Source organism: Paenibacillus sp. FSL R7-0128 (assembly GCF_038002245.1).
GTDB lineage: Bacteria > Bacillota > Bacilli > Paenibacillales > Paenibacillaceae > Paenibacillus_AQ > Paenibacillus_AQ silagei.
Genome location: NZ_JBBOCD010000001.1, coordinates 3,018,434 through 3,038,372 on the forward strand (window position 1 = coordinate 3,018,434; position 19,939 = coordinate 3,038,372).

16 protein-coding genes are annotated in these 19,939 nt (G+C 53.0%); 6 read left to right on the plus strand and 10 right to left on the minus strand.

Annotation, left to right across the window (positions count from 1 at the left end):
* Positions 1-250 precede the first annotated feature (250 nt).
* The 3 genes from helD to NST26_RS12180 all read left to right on the plus strand — a co-directional run bounded on the left by helD (position 251) and on the right by NST26_RS12180 (position 4,560).
* Positions 251-2,680: an RNA polymerase recycling motor HelD gene (gene helD, locus NST26_RS12170; RefSeq protein ID WP_340953746.1), complete on the plus strand. Its 2,430-nt coding sequence runs from the start codon at positions 251-253 to the stop codon at positions 2,678-2,680.
* A gap of 146 nt (positions 2,681-2,826) precedes the next feature.
* Positions 2,827-3,363 (plus strand): hypothetical protein, encoded by a 537-nt coding sequence (locus NST26_RS12175; protein WP_340953744.1) that lies wholly within the window; start codon positions 2,827-2,829, stop codon positions 3,361-3,363.
* 207 nt (positions 3,364-3,570) lie between these two features.
* On the plus strand, positions 3,571-4,560 hold the full coding sequence (locus NST26_RS12180; RefSeq protein WP_339313782.1) for an aldo/keto reductase family protein: 990 nt from the start codon (positions 3,571-3,573) through the stop codon (positions 4,558-4,560).
* Between the two features lie 21 nt (positions 4,561-4,581).
* Here NST26_RS12180 and NST26_RS12185 read toward each other — a convergent pair whose 3' ends face one another.
* Together NST26_RS12185 and NST26_RS12190 are read right to left on the minus strand one after the other, a co-directional pair.
* On the minus strand, positions 4,582-5,466 hold the full coding sequence (locus tag NST26_RS12185; RefSeq protein ID WP_340953739.1) for a LysR substrate-binding domain-containing protein: 885 nt from the start codon (positions 5,464-5,466) through the stop codon (positions 4,582-4,584).
* Positions 5,467-5,677: 211 nt separating this feature from the next.
* Entirely contained in the window at positions 5,678-6,019 is a 342-nt protein-coding gene (locus NST26_RS12190; RefSeq protein ID WP_340979227.1) for a hypothetical protein, read from the minus strand.
* Positions 6,020-6,258: 239 nt separating this feature from the next.
* Between NST26_RS12190 and NST26_RS12195 the strand changes: the two genes are divergently transcribed.
* From NST26_RS12195 to NST26_RS12205, 3 genes are read left to right on the plus strand one after another with little or no spacing between them, the layout of a single operon-like run.
* On the plus strand, positions 6,259-6,678 hold the full coding sequence (locus NST26_RS12195) for a MerR family transcriptional regulator (protein WP_340953734.1): 420 nt from the start codon (positions 6,259-6,261) through the stop codon (positions 6,676-6,678).
* Positions 6,675-7,214 carry a hypothetical protein gene (locus NST26_RS12200; RefSeq protein WP_340953731.1) on the plus strand — a complete coding sequence of 180 codons (540 nt, stop codon included), beginning with the start codon at positions 6,675-6,677 and terminating at the stop codon, positions 7,212-7,214. Before NST26_RS12195 ends, NST26_RS12200 begins: the two co-directional genes overlap by 4 nt.
* Positions 7,211-7,753: an AAA family ATPase gene (locus tag NST26_RS12205; protein ID WP_340953729.1), complete on the plus strand. Its 543-nt coding sequence runs from the start codon at positions 7,211-7,213 to the stop codon at positions 7,751-7,753. The genes NST26_RS12200 and NST26_RS12205 overlap by 4 nt, the downstream gene beginning before the upstream one ends.
* 86 nt (positions 7,754-7,839) lie before the next feature.
* Here NST26_RS12205 and NST26_RS12210 read toward each other — a convergent pair whose 3' ends face one another.
* The 8 genes from NST26_RS12210 to NST26_RS12245 all read right to left on the minus strand — a co-directional run bounded on the left by NST26_RS12210 (position 7,840) and on the right by NST26_RS12245 (position 19,930).
* Positions 7,840-8,802, minus strand: coding sequence for a hypothetical protein (locus NST26_RS12210; protein WP_340953726.1), 963 nt, complete (start codon positions 8,800-8,802; stop codon positions 7,840-7,842).
* A complete protein-coding gene (locus NST26_RS12215; protein WP_036729806.1) occupies positions 8,799-9,293 on the minus strand; it encodes an RNA polymerase sigma factor in 495 nt (164 codons plus the stop codon). Before NST26_RS12215 ends, NST26_RS12210 begins: the two co-directional genes overlap by 4 nt.
* Positions 9,294-9,504: 211 nt before the next feature.
* Complete coding sequence (locus NST26_RS12220) at positions 9,505-12,162, minus strand: family 16 glycosylhydrolase (protein WP_340953723.1); 2,658 nt, start codon at positions 12,160-12,162, stop codon at positions 9,505-9,507.
* Between the two features lie 645 nt (positions 12,163-12,807).
* Positions 12,808-14,379 carry a response regulator gene (locus NST26_RS12225; RefSeq protein ID WP_340953721.1) on the minus strand — a complete coding sequence of 524 codons (1,572 nt, stop codon included), beginning with the start codon at positions 14,377-14,379 and terminating at the stop codon, positions 12,808-12,810.
* 2 nt (positions 14,380-14,381) lie between these two features.
* On the minus strand, positions 14,382-16,223 hold the full coding sequence (locus NST26_RS12230; protein ID WP_340953718.1) for a sensor histidine kinase: 1,842 nt from the start codon (positions 16,221-16,223) through the stop codon (positions 14,382-14,384).
* A 148-nt stretch (positions 16,224-16,371) separates the two neighbouring features.
* Positions 16,372-18,042, minus strand: coding sequence for an extracellular solute-binding protein (locus tag NST26_RS12235; RefSeq protein ID WP_340953715.1), 1,671 nt, complete (start codon positions 18,040-18,042; stop codon positions 16,372-16,374).
* A 45-nt stretch (positions 18,043-18,087) separates the two neighbouring features.
* Entirely contained in the window at positions 18,088-18,972 is an 885-nt protein-coding gene (locus tag NST26_RS12240) for a carbohydrate ABC transporter permease (RefSeq protein WP_340953712.1), read from the minus strand.
* A 37-nt stretch (positions 18,973-19,009) separates the two neighbouring features.
* On the minus strand, positions 19,010-19,930 hold the full coding sequence (locus NST26_RS12245) for an ABC transporter permease (RefSeq protein WP_340953710.1): 921 nt from the start codon (positions 19,928-19,930) through the stop codon (positions 19,010-19,012).
* Positions 19,931-19,939: the final 9 nt, after the last annotated feature.

Consider the following 19,939-nt stretch of genomic DNA (forward strand, 5'->3'; position numbering starts at 1 on the left):
TTCAGCGGGGAATACAAGGACAGGTTATCACCTAAACAACAAAACCCTGGCGCAAGCGCCAGGGTTAATTATGATTCAGGAAGTATTGCATACAAAGAAATAATATGCTAATGTTAGAAGACTATTGACTATTTTCAAAAATCAGATCGGAGGTAACGCATCTTATTTATATCTTAATTATAGCAAAGGGACATCCGGTTTGTCAACCCGCCTGTTTGGGACTATGTCAAGAAAGAGGAGTGATCAGGTGATGGAGAAGGTAAGCAGCTGGGAGCAGGAGCAGGAGTGGCTGGAGCAGGTCAAAGAGAAGCTGAAAGCGGGGATCGCAAGCCTGGAGCCGGAGGTTGGCCAGCTGAAGGAGCAGGCCACAGACATCCGCCGGAGATTCTGGGAAGAGGTTACGGTCAATACGAGTACGGAGGAGGATTTCGAAGAGAGCTTCTTCACCATTACCCAGCAGGACGCAGTCCTGTCAGAACGGGAACGCAGTCATGCGCGGAAGCTGCGGCAATGGAAGAATATGCAGCGGCTGCTGCCGTCGCCTTATTTTGGGCGGATTGATTTTCACGAGGAGGGTCAGAAGGCTGTGGAACAGGTCTATATCGGAGTGTCCTCCTTCATCGAAGAGGATGGTCTGAGCTTCGTGGTCTATGACTGGCGGACCCCCATTGCGAGCCTGTACTACGACTATCCGCCAGGAAAAGCAGCCTTCGACACACCCGGAGGACGGATTAGCGGAACGATGGAACTGAAGCGGCAGTACCAGATCCGTGACGGTCAGCTCCAGCATTTGTTCGATTCGAGCGTTACGATCGGAGATGAGCTGCTCCAGCAGGTGCTTGGCAAAGGCGCAGATTCACAAATGAAGAGCATTGTAGCCACGATTCAGGCGGAGCAGAACGCGATTATCCGTAACGATACGAGCCGGATGCTTATTGTGCAGGGAGCGGCGGGCAGCGGCAAAACCTCGGCAGCGCTCCAGCGCGTAGCCTACCTGCTGTACAAACATCGCGAGCGGCTGACGGCGGATCAGATTGTGTTATTTTCCCCTAACCCGATGTTCAACAGCTATGTATCTACCGTTCTTCCGGAGCTGGGTGAAGAGAATATGCAGCAGGTCACCTTTCAGGAATATCTGGAAACGTGGCTGGGTCAGGATTACCGGATTGAAGATTCGTTCGATCAGATGGAGTACGTGCTTACCGCTCAGCAGGAAGAGGGGTATGAAGCCCGTCTCAAGGGAGTCGGATATAAGGCGTCGGAAGCCTTCCTCCGGGCACTTCAGGGTTATGCGCAGTGGCTGAAGCTGGAGGGGATGCTGTTCAAGGACATTTGCTTCCGGGACCGCGTGTTAATCTCGGGGGAGCTAATCAAGAGCAAGCTATACAGCTTTGATCCTTCGATTCGTCTGCCTAACCGGATTACGCTGGTGCAGAAATGGCTGCTCGAAGAGCTGGCCAGACTGCAAAAGCTGGAGCAGGGAGCCGCCTGGGTAGAGGAAGAGATGAATTACCTCGACAATGACCAATACGCTGAAGTATACCGGATGCTGCACAGGGAACGGGGCGTGTTTGATTTTGCCGAGAAATACCTCCGCCTTCAGGAATTGCTGGTCCACAAGCGCGAGCAGGATGAGAGTGACTTTGATTTCGCCGAACGGGAGGAAGAGCTGCTGGCCCAGATGATCGTGAAGGAGCAGTTCAAACCGCTGAGACGGGGGATCAGGAAGTTCACCTTTATCGACATGGCCGGGCTCTACCGTCAATTGTTCAGTGATGAAACGGCCTACAGGGAAATGACGGGTGAACCGGAGGTGCCGGAGCTATGGCCGGAGATCTGTGCGCAGACCCGGGAGATGCTGGATAGCGGCACACTCTGGTATGAAGATGCGACCCCGTATTTGTATTTAAAAGAGCTAATCGAAGGTGTGCGGACGAATACGCAGGTGCGGCATATTTTTGTGGATGAAGGCCAGGATTATTCCATGTTCCAGTATGAGTTCCTCAAAAAGCTGTTTCCGCGTGCCCGCATGACGGTGCTGGGAGACTTCGGCCAGGCGATCTTCACGCAGGCGACGAATCTGTATGGAAGCAGCTCACCGCTGCTGAAGCTCTATGGAGAAGAAGAGACTAGCCAGTTCCTGCTGGTCCGCAGCTACCGCTCGACCTTTGAGATTGTGGAGTTTACGAAGCGGCTGCTGCCCGGCGGCGAGGCGATTGTGGCTTTTGAACGGAGGGGCCGGAAGCCGGTATTAGCTAAGCTGGACAATCGTGAGTTGAAGGCAGAGCGCATCGTGAAAGATCTCGCGGAGCTTCAGGCTGAAGGCCATAGCTCCATCGCTGTGATTACGAAGACGGCCGCAGAGAGCAGAGAAGCTTATGAGTGCCTGACTGCCCAAGGTGGCGCCCCGGAGCTGAGGCTGATTACGAAGAATACGCCCACTTTTGAAAAAGGAATACAGGTGATCCCCGCTTATCTTGCCAAAGGCGTGGAGTTCGATGCCGTACTGATCTACGATGCCTCCCCGCAGACGTATCACAGGGAGAGCGAGCGGAAGCTTTTTTATACGGCATGTACTCGGGCTATGCACCGGCTGCAGTTGTATACTACAGGGGAGTGGACGCCGTTTGTCGGTGGGGTAGAACAGGGGTTGTATGAGCAGACAGTAGCTACGCTATAGTTCTAAGAAGGCCTCTCCAATTTAATGGAGGGGTCTTTGTATGGAAGTTGGATTAGCAGATCAAATTGTACAACTCTCGGAAAAGCTGCATAGTCATAGCGGCAGTTCCTATGGTAAACTTTAGAAAAATATTTAGGGGGATATAAATGCGTCGAGGTGTTGTTCTATTATTAATGGTTGTGTTGCTCACTGCCTGCGGGTCATCAAACAAAGGATTATCCACAGATGATCTTGGAATTGTGAGAGTGAATGATGAAAAACAAATTGTAAGCTACGGTATGAGTCGTGCGTTAGCAGAAAAGGTGCTTGGAGTAGGTGAAGAAGATGGTAATACGAATTTTTTTAATTATGAGAGTGGTATAAGGATATTTTACCGGGATAATGCAGTAGTGTTTATCTACATGGGCGAAGATTCTAAAGGTGTCTATAAGACTGTACAAGGCGCTGAGATTAATATGAATCAAGATGATTTGAAAAGAATATACGGTGAAAATAATTTTATAGAACATAAAGGAAAGGTTTCGGCCTATGTATATGATTCAATAAACAAAAAATATCTTGCTGATACGGAAGTTGGCTTAGAAGAAAGAGATAAGTTTTATGAAATAGGTTTTGCTTATGAAAGTGGAGAAGTTAAGGGGATACTTCAATCAGATCACAAAGCTTCCTATGATAGGAAGTAATACAAACGTATATCCCATAAAAAACTTCATAATTAGCCCGCTGGCTTCGGCTAGTGGGCTTTTAAGCATAGACCTGCCTGGTCCGCCAATGAGAACACAGTGAATGCTCTGTGATACTTTTTTCATATCAAAACACTCATTAAATGATATTTCACCTATTAATAGTAATTTGTTACGCTTAAATGGCTATTAAAAGGAGGTAAGAAGATGGAATATCGGAAATTGGGTGCCAGCGGCTTATCGGTCAGTGAGATTGCTTTTGGAAACTGGATTACGCATGGGGCTCAAGTGGACAATGACACAGCCAAAGCTTGTGTTCATGCTGCATTGGACGCGGGAATTACTACATTTGACACCGCAGATGTGTATTCGGATACGAAGGCTGAGACGGTGCTGGGACAAGTCTTAACAGGTGTGCGGCGGGAGAGCATCGAGTTATGTACCAAGGTCTATCAGCCTACAGGAACAGGCCCCAATGACCGGGGATTATCCCGGAAGCATATCATGGAAGCTTGTAACTCCTCGTTGGAAAGGCTGCAGACGGATTATATAGATATCTATTATGCTCATAGATTTGACAAGAAGGTATCGCTGGAGGAGACCTTCCTGGCCTTCTCCGATCTGGTGCGTCAAGGGAAAGTTCTGTATGTGGGGATAAGCGAATGGACGGCGGAACAGATCACACAAGCTGCGGTGTTGGCCCGGGAGCTGAGGGTTCCCTTGGTGGCTAGCCAGCCGCAATATTCGATGTTATGGCGGGTGATCGAAGCGGAGGTTATCCAGGCTTCCGAGCGGGAAGGGATCGGGCAGGTTGTCTGGTCACCGCTGGCCCAAGGCATTCTGTCGGGAAAATATCTGCCGAATCAACCGGTCCCGCAGGGGTCCCGCGCTTCGACTTCGGCGGGTTCTCCGTTCTTCGAACGATTGGCTGGCCAGTGGCTGCACACAGAGGTTCTTACGGCGGTCTCCCGGCTGTCCTCACTTGCACACGAAGCGGGGCTGACACTGCCGCAATTGGCCATCGCATGGGTGCTGCAGAATCCTCAGGTATCGGCTGCAATCATTGGGGCATCCAGACCAGAGCAGGTACAAGAGAATGTTAAGGCTTCAGGGGTGCGTCTTGGATCTGATTTGCTGAGTGAGATCGACAGAATATTAGAGGGGCTAGTTGAGCGTGATCCTGCAAAAACCGGGTGAATAACGCTGTCCGCTCACCTTTCACCTGGAATTATGTTCTTGTAAAATCTCTATAAATGCAGAGAGGATGGCCTGATTCGTATCCGTTCTCCAGGCGGCATAGAAGGGGACAGGCGGGACATTGTCTTCAAAGGGTCTGAATACGACTCCGCTGCGCTGGAAGACGGAAACTGAAGAAGGGACAATGGAAACCCCCAGGTTCGCTGCCACAAGGTTCACAATGGTATACATTTGTACGGCTTCCTGTACAATCTGAGGGTAGACATCATGCTCAGCGCAAAAGCCCATAATCAGATCATGAAAAGGAAGACCGTGCTTACGCGGAAAGAAGATAAAAGGCTCGGAACGCAAAGCGGAGACTGGCAATGCAGGCAGCTTGGCGAGCGGATGTTGATCAGGCAATACGGCAACCAGAGTTTCGTTGATCAAGCTGCAATGATTAATATTCTGTGCCGGCTCAATGAAGCGCATGAATCCAATATGGATGGTACCGTCGTGCAACGCCTGCCATTGCTGGGCAGAAGTCATCTCCAGCAGGTTCAGCTGTATTTGAGGAAACCGTTGCCGGAATATTTTGAGTACATCGACCATGATTCCGCCTTCTGCTGAACCGATGAATGCAATGTTCAAATGTCCAATGATGCCTTGGCTAGCCAGCCGTACAGTTTGAATAGACCGCTCCAGTTGAGATAAAATCCGGCTGGCTTCCTCATAAAAAACAGCTCCCGCCGGTGTGAGGCGGACCTGACGCTTGTTCCGTTCAAATAGCTTCACGCCAAGCTCATGTTCCAGAGCTTGAATCTGCTGGGTCAACGGAGGCTGTGTCATATGTAATTTCTCTGCGGCACGATGGAAATGAAGCTCTTCCGCAACCGCAATGAAGTATTGTAATTTTCGTATATCCATTGTTGTGGTCCTCTTTTCCTACAGATAAAGCTAGTATAGCATAAGGGAAGTAGGGGGTTGGCTGCGCTGTATGGGCCTAATTAATTGTTGTAAATTCTTTCGACCAGGAAACTATTAGCTAAAAACACCCTTACCAACATTAGGGGACAGTCCCTGGTCAGAGAGGGTGTTTTATGATTTTAATAATTGCATAAATTATGAATATCAGGAGTTATTGTACAGTTACTTTAAAGATCAATCTGTCACCTTGTGGAGTGATCTCAGCAGCTACAACCGAATATCCTGGAGACAGACCGATGAATCTTCCATCTTCTGTTACTAGCAAACTGCCATCCCACCGAAGGAAATGCCATAGATAAGGGTAAAATTCAACAGTTTCACCTACGGCAATTGTTAAATCGCGAACATAATCATTAGGCGCGGATTGAGCAACATTAGTTGGAAGGAATGCGTTGGGAGCCAGAGTAGTTTCAACGCTAGAAGCAAAGGATGTTGATCCTAAAGAAAAAAAGGAAGATACAGTCAATAACCCGGCGAGCAATTTTTTATTCATAAATTCTCACTCCATTTCAAATATTAGGATATTATTAAATATTACAGAAGAAATATCCATATGTAAAGGATTATACATAAAAATATGAATTAATTTATTAGTAAAGGGAATTAGGATGAGATATTATTCCACTTCACTCTGTCAAAACATGAATATTGACAACACAATATAGTTACACTAAACTGTAACATATACAGTTTAGTGTAACTTTTTTTGTTTGGATAAGAAAGGGGAGTAAGATGCATACGTACACTGCTAAGCAGTTGGCTGAGGTGTTACAGAATGAAGATCCGCAGATGAATCTGCGGACAGTCAGGTACTATACGCAAATCGGGATGCTGCCGCCGCTGGAACTGGTGGGCAATAAGAGGGCGTATACAGATAGTCATTTGCATTATTTACGGGCGATCCTTGTATTAACCAGGAGCGGCGAGACGCTGGCCTCGGCCCAAGAGAAGTTAGCCGGACTGACGATGGACGAAATCATGAAGCTGGGCGATAACCTGCGGCTCTACCAATCGGATCAGATGCTCCAGAGTGAGATGCATGTTGTTAGTGAGGATGTCATTCTCTCTCTTAGCCCGCGGATCACCCCGGCGCTCAAAGAGAAGATGGTTGAAGCGCTCACCCGTTTAGTTCAAGAGGAGGGACAGGTATGATCCAAATGCGTTTTGCAAAATCTGCTATAGAGCAGGAAGAAGGAATGAATCATCTCTGGCTTCACATCGTGCTGCCCGGCGGGGTGCAGAATGTCCGCTTACAATTAATCCTTCCGGCATGGCTTCACCGGTCCCCTAATCTGAATGGTGCTGTTGAAGACAGCAGTGGGAGAATATGGATTGACGATACGCAGTCAGTAACGGACCTGTACGTTGAAATCTTCACCAGGGAGCCGGTCCCTTGCGGGGAGTATAGTCTGACGGTTGAATTGTCTTACACGGACAGGGATGGAACGGGTACCAGTGTTAAGCAGGTGATTCCGCTGAAGGTCGTGTCTGAGGAGGAGTCGGTGGAGATTCATACCGATGAGGAAGTGGTGCGCAGAATTAAAGAACTGCGACTCCCACAAGACAAAAGTGAGCTGAATGAGTATAACGAATACACCCCGGCCAAGCTAATCAGGCTTGATTCCAACACTATGTCGGAATGGGAGAAGAAATACCGCGTGGAAGGGGCTAAGATCGAGAGCATATGAGAACCCAATTACCATTATTCATTATCACCGGAGCCAGCGGAGTAGGTAAAACCACGGTCATGCATGAGTTGAGGGAGCAGATGCCGGAATTTGTTCTTTTCAGTACGGATGACGATAATTTCGGGACGACGGGGAAGAAGCTAGAGTATCAGGACCGGTATAATGTGCTGTTTCATTGTGCGCGTGCGGTTGCGTTATCCGGGAGAGGAACGATTATTTGCGGGACGATGATGCCCTGGGACGCCAAGAAATGCGATGTTTACGATGCCTTCAATGAAGTGCACTTTATTAACCTGCATTGTGACGATGCCACCCGAAATGCCCGCCTGCGGGGCCGGGAGGATGCAGCGACCTGGACCGAAGATATGCTCAGGCAGCACGAGGAATTCGCGCAGTGGCTGCTGGACCATGCCGATACGGAATATGATCCGCCGATGCCTACTTTTGACTCCACTTCTACACCTACGGCCGCGCTGGCGGAACAGATCAAGGAGTATATTAAGGAAAAATGGAAGGGCAGCACGGGAATTGTCTCTTAGGTGAATAAATCTGCGGTGTATAGGATGGTTTACTTTCAATTCGTGTGTAAAAGCTTAAGGCCATCCCGGGAGGGATGGCCTTTGAACTATTTTAGGTTATCCCACAGCGCCTGGAAGGCACCGGACTCAACCTCGAAGAATACCGGAGCATTGCTGTAGCGCACGAGTCCCTGGCCGAACAGGGTCAGCTCCACCCGGGTTTTGTCCTCCATCTGGAGGTAGACCAGCTTGCGGTCCTCATTATCATAGATGCCTTGCGCCATGAGCGAGTCCGCGGACAGCGGCTTGGCGGCATTCAGCGCGCTCAGGAAGCCGTCAAGTGCTGCGCCTTCGGGCAGCGGCAGGTATTGCTGCTTGCCGTTATTCCAGCTGTCGAAGCTCTCCCACTGGGCGGAGGCGATGCGCCCGTCCAGGTTCAGCTTACCGATCAGATCGGCTCCGCTGTTCACGGTAATTCCGTTCGTATGCTCGTACAGCTCGGCGAACACCTGGCCGTCCACCTCTGTATAGGACATGACCAGGAAGTCGGAATCATATCCTTTGACAGCATAGATATCCGTCTCCCCGATGTTCGAGGCCAGCTCCGTATACGCATCCTTGCCGCTCCATTCATCAATCCCGCTGGTCGTGCGGCCCAGCTTCTCTCCGAGCAGGGCTGCTGCATCGACCGCTTCAATGCGGATCGCCGCCTGGGTATAGATGTTACCCTGGTAGACGACCAGGCCGATCATATCGGCCACAGCACCGGAGCTTTTATCCGGCAGCTCGATCTTGGGAATAACGACTCCGGCAGAATTCCCTGCCGCAGGCGTGCCCGGATCTACCTGGGCTACTTGATTCGGGGAAGATGTTCCGCCCAGCTGCTTCATCATGCTTGGTCCGGCCAGGCCGATTCCGGCAGCAACCAATACGCTTGCTGCAATATAGACCATTTTACGCGGACGGCGCTTTTGTTCCATTTTATCAGCTAATCCTTGCTTCATCTCTTGGCTTGCACTCATAGTATCCACCGCTTTCTTATATTGGGTTCGAAACTGATCTTCCTTCATTCCGCTTCTGCTCCTTCCAGCTCCAGTCTTAACAGCTGACGTCCGCGCTGAAGTCTCATCTTCACGGCAGACTCGCTGATCTGCAGAATTCTGCTGATCTCCTGGACAGGGTAATCCTCATAATAGTACAGATGAATGACAGTTTTATACTTCACCGGCAGTGCCAGCACGAGCTGCAAGACCGCCAGCTCCTCGGGGTTATCGGCCGTAACCGGCTCCACCCCTTCGAGCTTAACCTCGCGCTTGCGCCAGCCTCTGCCCAGCAGATTCTTGCAATGATTGGTGATGACGCGGATCAGCCAGGCCTTCTGGTGTTCGTCATCCTTGAATACGGGAGCCTTCTCCATCAGCTTGATGAAGGTGTCCTGCGTAGCCTCTTCGGCATCCTGGCGGCTGCCCAGATGAACCAGGGCAATCCGGTACAGCATATCTGCATATTGTTCATAGCTTTTCATCACAGGATGGCCCGGCCGGGTCATGGGTTGCTGCATGAGGTTATGCCCTCCTTTATCTATAACACCCTTTAGGACGGCATCCGGTCACATTTTGTTTCCAGGAATTTATTCTGCTTGCCTTAAGCTTATCCTGATACAGCAAAAAACAGAGGATGAAGAAGTCCAAGACTTCCTCATCCCCTGCGATAGAGGCCGTATGAAGCGGCCGGCCCATCCGGTCCACTTGTCTGTTGCAGCAATCCCGCTGTTACTCGGGGGTTCCCTGGGTTACACCGTGCACATAAGTCTTCCAGGGGGTGTCCAGCGCCCCTTGGCCCGGATTGTAAGTGAAGAAATACTCTACGGAATCGCCTTGCTGCACGTTATTGACCGCATAGGTGTAGTTGCCGTTACCTGTGGAGGTCATGGCTACGTTCTGCTGGCCGCCGCCGTTGATCTTGTAATGCAGATCGGCAAAGGTAGCACCGTTCACGTAGAAAAGCAGGTTATTGCCTGTTTTCTTCAAACCGCGCACCTGGTCTCCGATCACAATGGTTGCTGGCGGCGGGGAGACTACAGTGATCGTGCTGCTGGAGGTTTTGTTACCATCCGCGGTTGTTGCAGTAACGGTAGTAGTTCCCGTTGCAATTCCGGTAACAAGACCACTCTGGCTCACTGATGCAATGTTGCTGTTCGCTACGCTCCAGTTCACCTGTTTGTTGGACGCACCAGAAGGTGCTACGTTAGCTGTTAACTGGACATTCTGCCCAATCTCCACCTGGGAGGTTGACGGAGTTACGGTAACGCCGCTAACCGGAACGGTACCCGGATTGCCCGGGTTCCCGGGATTTCCGCCGCCACTGCCTTCCTTATACACCCGTACATAATCGACCTGCATCGTTGCCGGAATATCGGACGGAGCCGGAGTCAGTCCGCCGTCGAAATGTCCGCCCACTGCCAGATTCATAATCAGATAGAAGGGCTTGTCGAAGGGAGCATTAGGGTTGTTCGGTGCCGCTACAGAATACCACTGCTCTCTATTGACCTTGAAGAAGAATTTGCCGTCCACATACCATTTCACGTTGTCTTCTTCCCAGACCATGGAATATACGTGATAGTCGTTCGCAAAGGTCTGACCTTGCGGGAAGTGATACTCCCCGGCGATGTACTTGTTCACCGGCCATTGTCCGCCGAAGTGAACCGCGCCGCTGGTCGTGCCGGGCAGCCGTCCCTTGGCTTCCATGATGTCAATCTCGCCGGATGCCGCCCAGGCACCGTAAGCCGCATCCTGTGGCAGCATCCACAGGGCGGGCCAGATCCCGTTCCCTGTCGGCAGCTTGGCACGGATGTCTACCCGGCCGTACTGGAAGGACAGATGGTCTTTGGTGTTGATTTTGCCGGAGGAATATTGTGCATACCGGTTCGGGTCCTGCGGGAAGGACTTCGGATCGTTCTTGGCCCGGATATTCAGTTGTCCGTTCTGGACAAATACATTCTCGGTACTATTCGTATAGTGCTGCAGTTCGTTATTCCCCCAGCCCCAGCTGTTAGGGTCATTGGTGATATAGTAACCCTGCTCATAGTTCCACTTGCTGGTATCCAGTGCGGTTCCGCTGAACTCATCCTGCCAGAGCAGGTTCATGCCAGCTACGGCAGGATCTGACGGAGTACCCAACGTAATATCTTCCTGATCGCTTTCATCTGGACGCGGGGCATTCGGATTGCCGGTGAAGGTATAATACACATAATTGCTGCCGATATTGCCGCCCTGCTGGCCGTTTAACGGATAGCCGATGCGGATCTCCATATTCTCCTGGATCGGCTGGAACCACAATCCATACACATAATCTGCCCAATAGCCCCACTGGTTCGCCGCAGACATATTGTTATAGCCGTTGCCTGCGTAGACGAAGCCGCTCAGGGCGGAATTGCTCAGATCGACCCACTGGCCGCCGATTTTGATCTGATACACATATTTGTTCAGCTCGCTGCCGATTGGTGCTCCCCCGTCAATCTTCGGCAGGGGAAAACCAATCGATCCGTTGTTATCCGCAGTAAAGGATGTGCCTTCATAAGCGGTGAGGACATAGGAATTTCTAACCGGCTGATTGAAGGTAAGGGTGTATATCAAATTGGCTGATGAGGTCTTAGATTGCAGCTTCACATTGATCGATTCGGTGATCGTGAACCAGTATCCGCCGCCACCTTCGGTGAACTGGCCGAAGTTGCTGTCGTAGATCCAGCCGCTGGCTGCATTGTTGTCAATATCAATCCAGGTGCTGCTGTTAACCGGCTTCACATAGACCTTCAGGTCATCGGCTACAGCTTCATAAGTGAGCGCCGGATCATTATTGAAGGTAGGGTAGGTGAAGCCAGCGCCGCCGGTGAAGCCTGCTGCAATCTGCGGTCCTTGGGTCGGCGTCATCGCGCTGATCGTTGTCTTGTTCAGGTTCTGAAAAGCCAGCGTATAATTCAGCGTAACCCCGCTATTCGCCTTAGAGTAGAGCTGGATCTCGGTTGTAGCCGAGAGGGTGAACCAGTAGCCGTGCTGGCCGCCGTCGCTCCAGTGTCCCCAGTTCTGGTTGTAGACATAACCGCCTGCGCTGTCGATGTCTGTCCAGTTGCCGTTTACTTTCACTTTGACGCCCACATCGTCCGACACCTGACTCCAGGTAGCAGACCCTCCGTTAAATACCGGCATGACGAACCCGTAGCTCGCCTGGCCGACACCTGATTTGGAGATGACCGGACCGTCTGCCGCTGAGAAATAAGCCATCGAACTAACCGTGGTTCCTGCGGCCTCTGCGCGCTGAATGCCTGAAGCAGGGAGCTGGCCGATGCCGGATAGCAGCAGCAGGACCAGGAACAGACTAAGCACCTTCTGCTTGAAGCCGGGTTGTGTTTGCGTAACATAAAGTCGCTTCATACTTGCCCTCCTTTAATTAAATGGTAGTAAAGGTAACCGCTTACATGTGAGAGAACATCTTTATTCTATCGAAACTTATATCTCGCTAAAAGGGACAATCTTTTTTGTTGTGACCCAATTTTTTGGGTTCTGCTGCCAGTGATGGGTTGATGCGGGGCGCGTGGGCCAGATGTATGCGAAAAACAGCATACAATGGGCTCGCTGAAGGCGCGTGGGGCGAATGTATGCGGAAAACAGCATACAATGGGCTCGCTGAAGGCGCGTGGGCCAGATGTATGCGAAAAACAGCATACAATGGGCTCGCTGAAGGCGCGTGGGCCAAATGTATGCGGAAAACAGCATACAATGGGCTCGCTGAAGGCGCGTGGGGCGAATGTATGCGGAAAACCGAACACATTGGGCTCGCTGAAGGCGCGTGAGCCAGATGTATGCGGAAAACAGCATACAATGGGCTCGCTGAAGGCGCGTGAGCCAGATGTATGCGAAAAACAGCATACAATGGGCTCGCTGAAGGCGCGTGGGCCAAATGAATGCGAAAAACAGCATACAATGGGCTCGCTGAAGGCGCGTGAGCCTGATGTATGCGAAAAACAGCATACAGTGAGCTCGCGCTACCCGCGCGGGCCCACTGGGGATCAGCTTTTTTCACAGCACCGTGTCCCGGTAATCCTCTTCAATGGCAGGCTTCCGGCGGATCAGCAGACGGTATTCGGTCGGCTGCATGTCCATGGCTTCGCGGAAGGCGCGGGTGAAGCTTTTGTAGCTCTCGTAGCCAACCATGGCGGCAATCTCAATGATCTTGTGATCGGTCTCGGCCAGCAGACGCCGCGCTTTGCCCAGACGCACATCACGCAGGTATTCGGCGAAGCCCTTGCCGATATTCTTCTTGAACTGGTTGGAGAAGTAGGCGTAATTCAGCGAGACATGATTGGACACCATCGCGAGATCCAGCGGCTTGTGGTAATTCTCGTGGATGAAGCGGATGGCCTCATTCAGATCCTGTGAGCTGCGGTAGCTGCACTTGTATTCATAGTAGAACTGGTCGAGCCGCAGGAGCTGCTGCTGTAAGGCCTGGATATATTCGCGGATGCCGGGATAGTCGAACAGATTGCGTAGACACTCCAGATCCAGCGCTTCTTCACCCAGATAAGGACGGATGACACGCTCATAATCCTCCATCATCCGGACAACGGCGCGGCATAGCTGCTGGGTGTAACGGATGTGATAGCGCTGAAGCACCTCCTTGTGGAAGAGGCTGGAGATCCCTTGGGTGATTCTGCCGCTGTTACTTGTGCCGGTTAACTGGAAGAGGGCGTACAGCTCCTCATAGGGAAGCTCCCAGTGCTGCTCCAGCCGCGCGATGTGTTGAGGCAGAAGGCAGCGCGTATCCGGGAAAAGAAAGCTGTGGCGGTACAGATCAAGCACCTGTGTATAACTGCCCGGCAGAGTGCTTAATCCTTGGTGCGGATCAGTCATGGCCGTGACGGCCCCGATCTGCTCTTCGCTGAGCGCAGCAGGCAAGGCTCCCGGATCTATGGCTGCATCCACGGCCAGGACCAGGTGAGGGCGGTGCTGGAGACAGATGCAGCCCTGTCTGCCGTACACACGGTAGGCCACGGCTTCGATGCTGTGACTGCTGCTGGCCCCCGGCTGGTTAATCCAGCGCTCCTCGCGCAGGTGGCAGAGGCGGTAGCTGCGCCACAGCCCCGGGTTCTGCTGCTCAGTCGCGGCAATCCACGCTTCATCGCCCGCCGCACCTTGCATATACATCCGCAGCTCCTTGCGGTCCGTCTCCCGGGCGCGCTGCGAGAGCCGCTCAATATTGCTGGTGAGCAATCTGCGCGTCTCGATCTCCTGCCAGACATGCTCCACCGAGACCTGCAGGTCTTCACGCTTCACAGGCTTGAGCAGGTACCCTTTGGCCCCGAGCTCAATGGCCTTCTGGGCATAGGCGAAATCGCTGTATCCGCTAATGATCAGATAATCCGCCTTCAGGCCTTCCAGCCGGCTTTGCGCCATAAGCGCAAGGCCGTCCATATCCGGCATGCGGATATCGGTAATGACGAGCTGGATGCTGTGCGCCCGGAGAAGCTCCAGGGCTTCAAGCCCGTTAGCGGCGCTGTACATATGCCCCGGCTGTTGCGGGAACTGGCAGAGCATCGCCTGCAGCCCGTCACGGATATGCTTTTGATCGTCCACCACCAGAATATTGATCATGCCTACCAACCTCCAAGATTCTCATTTTCCCAGGGCAGCCTCAGGGTTACACAGGTATATTCCCCTTGAACGCTGCTGATCCACAGGCCGCAATCCATGCCGTAATGGAGCTGCAGGCGCTTATGTACATTGTCCAGCCCCAGCCCGCTACTGCTGCTGCTGATAATCGGGGTGTCAGAATCGCCCCGCAGCACAGACTGCAGGCTGTCCAGCATCCGGGGAGCTACCCCGGCGCCGTCATCGCGGATCTCGATCAGCAGCAGACTGTCATTCTCTACCCGTACCGAAATGGTGATCTGAATACTGCCGCCGGAAGGGGCCGCATGGTGTACGGCGTTCTCGACAATGGGCTGCATGCACATCTTGGGGATGCGGTAGCGCTGCACCTCCGGCGGAAGATCTGCCGCGAGCTCAATGCTCCCGCCTTCCATGAAGTTGATGAACCGGATATAGCTGCGGATGTTGGCCAGCTCCTCGCTGAGCGCGACCGTATCGCTGCGCCACTGCATACTGTACCGCAGCAGGGAGCCCAGCGAGACCAGTGCGCCTGCAATGGCAGGCTGCCGTTCCACCTCTGCGCGCATTCTGATAGATTCCAGCGCATTGTACAGAAAGTGGGAGTTGATCTGCGAATGGAGAGAGTGGAGCTGCGCGTTCTTGGCAATAAGCTGCTTATCTACTACCTGTGTCATCAGCTGCTGGATTTCGTCCAGCATACTATTGTAGCTGACGGCGACATAGTCAATTTCGTCACCGGTTTCGTTCGCGCCAAGGCCGGTATCAATCTTGGCATCCAGCTGGCCCCTGCGCACCTTGCGCATCGAGCCCAGCACCTTCTCCAGCCGGCGGAAGATGCGCCGGGTCATCCTCGATACCAGCAGCAGCATCAGCAGCAGGACGGAGGAGGTGATCGCGATGACCAGCAGGTATCCGTCGCGCGGACCTTTTGTCAGCTCATGGCGGGAAGCGATGTCTACCACATAGGCGTTGAGGGGAGCGATGTAACGGTACAGCGCATAGTAGGACTGATCCCCGGACTGGACGGTAACGGGACTCTTCTGCTCCAGTACGTCCAATTGTGCATGAACCCGGCTAAGGATATCGTCCAGCTTCGCTCCGGCTTTCTGCGGCAGCTCATGCCCCGAAAGATACACATTGCGGGAAGCATCCGCGCCGTCCATGATTACCGTGAAGAAGTCGCGCCCGCTGTCTTCCAGCAGGTCATTGAACAGCACGTTGTGCTTCGCACGGACCTCCATAATGGTGGGCAGCTTCTGCTGCTGGCCCTGAAGCCGCACCAGCCTGTAATAAGACAGCGTATCCGCGCCATCCTTGAAGGCAGACAGCCGGAACGCCGCGCCGCCCTCATCCCGCAGCGTCATCCAGTAGTCCTGCGGCCAGAACTTGGAGTAATGATAGATTTCCGGCCAGATCTCATAGACCTCAGGGTTATCGACATAGAAGCTCAGACTGCTGATCATCTCATGACTCTGAATGATGTTATGCATCTGTTCGTACTGGTTCTGCTTGAACCTCACAAGCCTAAGGCCGTCTGCGCGCATATTGGAGTGGATGAAATCCACGAATCCTTTCTGGGTCAGGGCGGTCGCGGAAGCGTTCTCAAGAAGTTCAAGCCGGCTGCGCAGCCGTTCGTTCAGCCGGGCCACATGATTGCTGCCTTCGGCCATGGCCTGCTTGAACAGCTGGCTCTCCTGGTTGCGGATGAACAGGAAGGAAACCACAACAGCGGGAACGGCAATCATCAGGCTGAAGGCCAGGAACAGCTTCTGCGAGATCGGGGCATTGCGGTATAGTCTTCGTATTGTGATCAGCAGCCTCTTCATCGGTAACCCCTCCCGTCCCTGTAATATAGTATAGATTACAAATAGGCTGGTAGGGAATAAGGCAATGCAGCCCTAAGCAGAATCTCCCTGATGCAGGAAATACCGGCAGCCCTCACGGCCGCCGGTACAGCTCCATTACTTTGGCGGGTTATTCCGCCATCTTGGCCTTCCGCGCATCCAGCTCGGTCTGGCGGTATTCCATCACCTGCGCGAACCCGTAGCCGTCGCGGCGGGAGCGGAAGCTCTCGAACACCTTGTCAAAAGCCGCCTCATCCTTGGCCGTAATCAGCTCCGGCAGCACCTCTTCCCAGTTCTGGGAGATCCGCGACCAGGCGACCGCCACATCAGAATCGCCGAGCGGGTCCAGGCCTTTGTAGATCCCGCTGTCAATATCGGCCTGCGCATTCGCGAAGTCCTCCATCTGCTTGATGACCGGGGCTTTCTCCGGTCTCCACTGGTTGACGATGACCGGGTTACGCATCATCCAGTAGGTGTCCAGAATGCCATATTCCTTCTCCAGCTTCTCGATATTGCTGCCCAGCATGTCGGCGAACTCGGCCTTAAGCTGCGGCTTGCCGCCCACCGGATCCCAGGTTTCGCCCTCCTTGCCGAGGAACAGGTCGCGCTGGCCCTCCTCGCTGGAGAGGTAGGTCAGGAAGCGGATCGCCCGCTCCGGGTTCTTCGTGGATTTGCTGATCATGGTCACCATCCAGCCGTCCATGTTGCCGGGGAACAGCTTGGCGCTCTCGCCCTTGTTATTCTGCGGGCCGTCAACCGCGATGTAGTAGGAGTCCGGGTTAGCCCCGGCAGCAAGCATCGGATTGACCGCTGACATGCCGGTCCATTCGCGGATCATCATGAAGTAGCGGGCGTTGTTCGTTTTCTCTTCCACCTGGGTATCTGAATCCACCAGGAAATCGACGTTAATCAGTCCGCGCTCGTACGCTGTGCGGAAGGTTTTGAGCCAGGCGATGTAATCAGGATCGGTAATACGGTCATACACTTTGCCATCCTTCTCATGCGGAACCGCCAGCAGATTCTGGAGGTATTCCGTCATCCCGTAAGGCACATTCCCCTGGGCGAAAAAGGGGCTGATCGGCTGCCCCTTATACTCGGGGTACTTATCCTTCAGCAGTTGCAGCGCACCCAGGAAGCCCTCTGGAGTACTGAGGTCCGGCTTGCCCATCTCCTCGTACAGATCCTTGCGGACCAGGAAGGTCTGGTTGGCCGCCGTCATGCCGGTCTCGTGCATCAGGTTAGGGCTGTAGGAATCATTGGGCACTCCGTAGGTGTTGCCGTTCTCCTGCCGGTACCACTTCAGCGTGCCGTCACCGGCGACCTTGAAGAAGTAGGGATCATACTTGTCGGCCAGTTCATTGAGCGCATAGACATGATCACCTTCCCACAGCTTTTTGACAGCGGTCTCCCAGGAGCCCATGCTGATCAGGTCCGGCAGCTTGCCAGAGGTCATCATCAGCGTAACCTGCTCATTCGCTTCCCCTGAGGGAACCTCCAGCTTGACGTTCACGCCCGTCTTCTCGGTGACATACTTGGAGGCTAGACTCTCACCCCAGGTGTGGGCATACCAGTTCGCGCCGACGAACCAGGTGAGATCCACCGGACTGGTATCGAGCTTCCAGGCGGGCTCCTCCGCATTCAGCTTGGTTTCGGTCTGCGGTTCCGGTGACGCTTCGGCCTGAGGCGCAGCCGTCGGCATATTCTCCTTAGTGGCGGAATTGCTGCTGCAGGCGGCTATGCTTAAGGCCAAGGTTACGGTCATCATTGCGGCCAGGATGGGGCGTACAGGTTTGCTTTTCACAGCATAATCATCCTTTCGGGTTAGGTGTGGTTAGACTTCCTACGGTTATCCCTTAATCGCGCCGATCATCACACCCTTGACCAGATAACGCTGAATGAAGGGGTAGAAGATCAGGATCGGCAGCGTAGCCACCATCATGGACGCGAATTTGATCGAGTTGCCGGGCAGCCGGGCACCGAATTGGGCCATAGCCTGCTGCTGCATGAAGGACATGGAGTTCTCGGCGATGATTTTGTACAGCATGGTCTGCAATGGCAGCAGCTCCTGGGAATGGATGTAGATAACACCCTGATAATAATCATTCCAGTGATAGACGGCGGAGAACAGGGCGATGGTCGCAATGACCGCCATGCTGTTGGGCAGTACAATCCGGAACAGCACGCCGTAATCCGAAGCGCCGTCTACCTTGGCCGACTCCTCCAGGCTGTCAGGAATGGTACGGAAGAAGCTCATGAAGATGACCATATTAAAGAAAGTATACATGGACGGGATGATGAACACCCAGAAGCTATCATACAGGCCGAGCTTCGTCATGAGAATGAAGGAGGGGATGAGCCCGCCTGAGAAGAGCATGGTGATCAGAGAGATTTTGAGATAGAGCTTGCGGCCGATCAGATTGGACTTGCTGATTCCGTAAGCGATGATTGCGGTGAAGAGCACATGCACCACCGTTCCGATAACTGTCCGCATTGTAGTGATGTAGAACCCGTTCATCAAGGTCTTATCGTTAAAAGCCACACTGTAGCTGGCCAGCGACAGCTCTGAGGGGAACCAGTTGACGGTGCCGAGTGAAGCCTGCTCCGGTGAATTCAGCGAATTGACGAGCACGAACCACATCGGGTATAGCGTCAGGAAGCAGACGGCCAGCATCAGCAGCGTATTGAAGATCTCAAAAAAGCCGATCCGCCGCAATCCTCCATGTCTTGCCATGAATCGTTGGTCTCCTTTCCAAGTGAATTTCTTGTGTTCAAAAAATACTGTCCCCCGTAAGTCTCTTGGAGCTCTGGTTGGCTAACAGCAGCAGTCCCAGCGCTACAATGGAGCGGGCGAACAGGACGGCAGTGGAGAAGGAATGGCGCCCGGAGACCAGCCCCATGTTATAGATGTAGAGGTCCAGACTCTCCGCCATCTTCATGTTCATGTTGTTCTTCAGCATGAAGATCTGCTCAAAGTTGCTGCCGAGTATTCCGCTAACGGCGAGAATGAACAGAATCGCAATCGTGGGGCGGATGCTCTGCACCGTGATATGCCACATCCGCTGCCAGCGGTTCGCGCCGTCCAGCTCCGCTGCTTCATACAGCCCGGGATCAATGCCGGCAATGGCGGCTATGTAGATGATCGCGCTCCAGCCGGTCTCCTTCAGCGTATCGGTGAAGAAGGTGATCCACCAGAAGTACTGCGGCTCACTGTTAAACAGGATATCCCGGTCCTGAAGCCCCAGCGCCATCATCAGCTGGTTAATGACACCGCCTTCGCCCAGCCAGTTGAGGGCGATGCCGCCGAAGATCGTCCAAGCGATGAAATGCGGCAGGTAGGAGATCGTCTGCACCGTGCGCTTGAACCGCAGGCTGCGGATTTCATTCAGCAGCAGGGCGAATAGAATAGGGATGGGAAAACCGAGAACGAGCTTGATGCTGCTCATCCCGAGGGTGTTGCGGATCGAGCGCCAGAACCGGTCATCTGTCAGGAAATCGCGGAAATGCTTCAGCCCGACAAACGGAGATTCCAGCATTGGTTTCGCGATACTGAAATCCATAAAGGCTATGATCAGCCAGAGCATGGGGATGTAACAAAAGATAAACATCCAGAGAATGCCCGGGATTACCATGCTTTGCAGCTGCCACTGCCTAAGAAGCGCTTTCATTTGTCCCGTTCGGGTGTGGAACATGTACTGTAC

Coding starts and splice junctions, on each gene's coding strand:
- NST26_RS12215 (WP_036729806.1), bottom strand. CDS start 9,293: ATGCAGCAACCCATGACCCGGCCGGGCCATCCTGTGATGAAAAGCTAT.
- NST26_RS12240 (WP_340953712.1), bottom strand. CDS start 18,972: ATGGCAAGACATGGAGGATTGCGGCGGATCGGCTTTTTTGAGATCTTC.
- NST26_RS12185 (WP_340953739.1), bottom strand. CDS start 5,466: ATGGATATACGAAAATTACAATACTTCATTGCGGTTGCGGAAGAGCTT.
- NST26_RS12230 (WP_340953718.1), bottom strand. CDS start 16,223: ATGAAGAGGCTGCTGATCACAATACGAAGACTATACCGCAATGCCCCG.
- NST26_RS12220 (WP_340953723.1), bottom strand. CDS start 12,162: ATGAAGCGACTTTATGTTACGCAAACACAACCCGGCTTCAAGCAGAAG.
- NST26_RS12245 (WP_340953710.1), bottom strand. CDS start 19,930: ATGTTCCACACCCGAACGGGACAAATGAAAGCGCTTCTTAGGCAGTGG.
- NST26_RS12190 (WP_340979227.1), bottom strand. CDS start 6,019: ATGAATAAAAAATTGCTCGCCGGGTTATTGACTGTATCTTCCTTTTTT.
- helD (WP_340953746.1), top strand. CDS start 251: ATGGAGAAGGTAAGCAGCTGGGAGCAGGAGCAGGAGTGGCTGGAGCAG.
- NST26_RS12205 (WP_340953729.1), top strand. CDS start 7,211: ATGAGAACCCAATTACCATTATTCATTATCACCGGAGCCAGCGGAGTA.
- NST26_RS12225 (WP_340953721.1), bottom strand. CDS start 14,379: ATGATCAATATTCTGGTGGTGGACGATCAAAAGCATATCCGTGACGGG.
- NST26_RS12200 (WP_340953731.1), top strand. CDS start 6,675: ATGATCCAAATGCGTTTTGCAAAATCTGCTATAGAGCAGGAAGAAGGA.
- NST26_RS12195 (WP_340953734.1), top strand. CDS start 6,259: ATGCATACGTACACTGCTAAGCAGTTGGCTGAGGTGTTACAGAATGAA.
- NST26_RS12210 (WP_340953726.1), bottom strand. CDS start 8,802: ATGAAGGAAGATCAGTTTCGAACCCAATATAAGAAAGCGGTGGATACT.
- NST26_RS12175 (WP_340953744.1), top strand. CDS start 2,827: ATGCGTCGAGGTGTTGTTCTATTATTAATGGTTGTGTTGCTCACTGCC.
- NST26_RS12180 (WP_339313782.1), top strand. CDS start 3,571: ATGGAATATCGGAAATTGGGTGCCAGCGGCTTATCGGTCAGTGAGATT.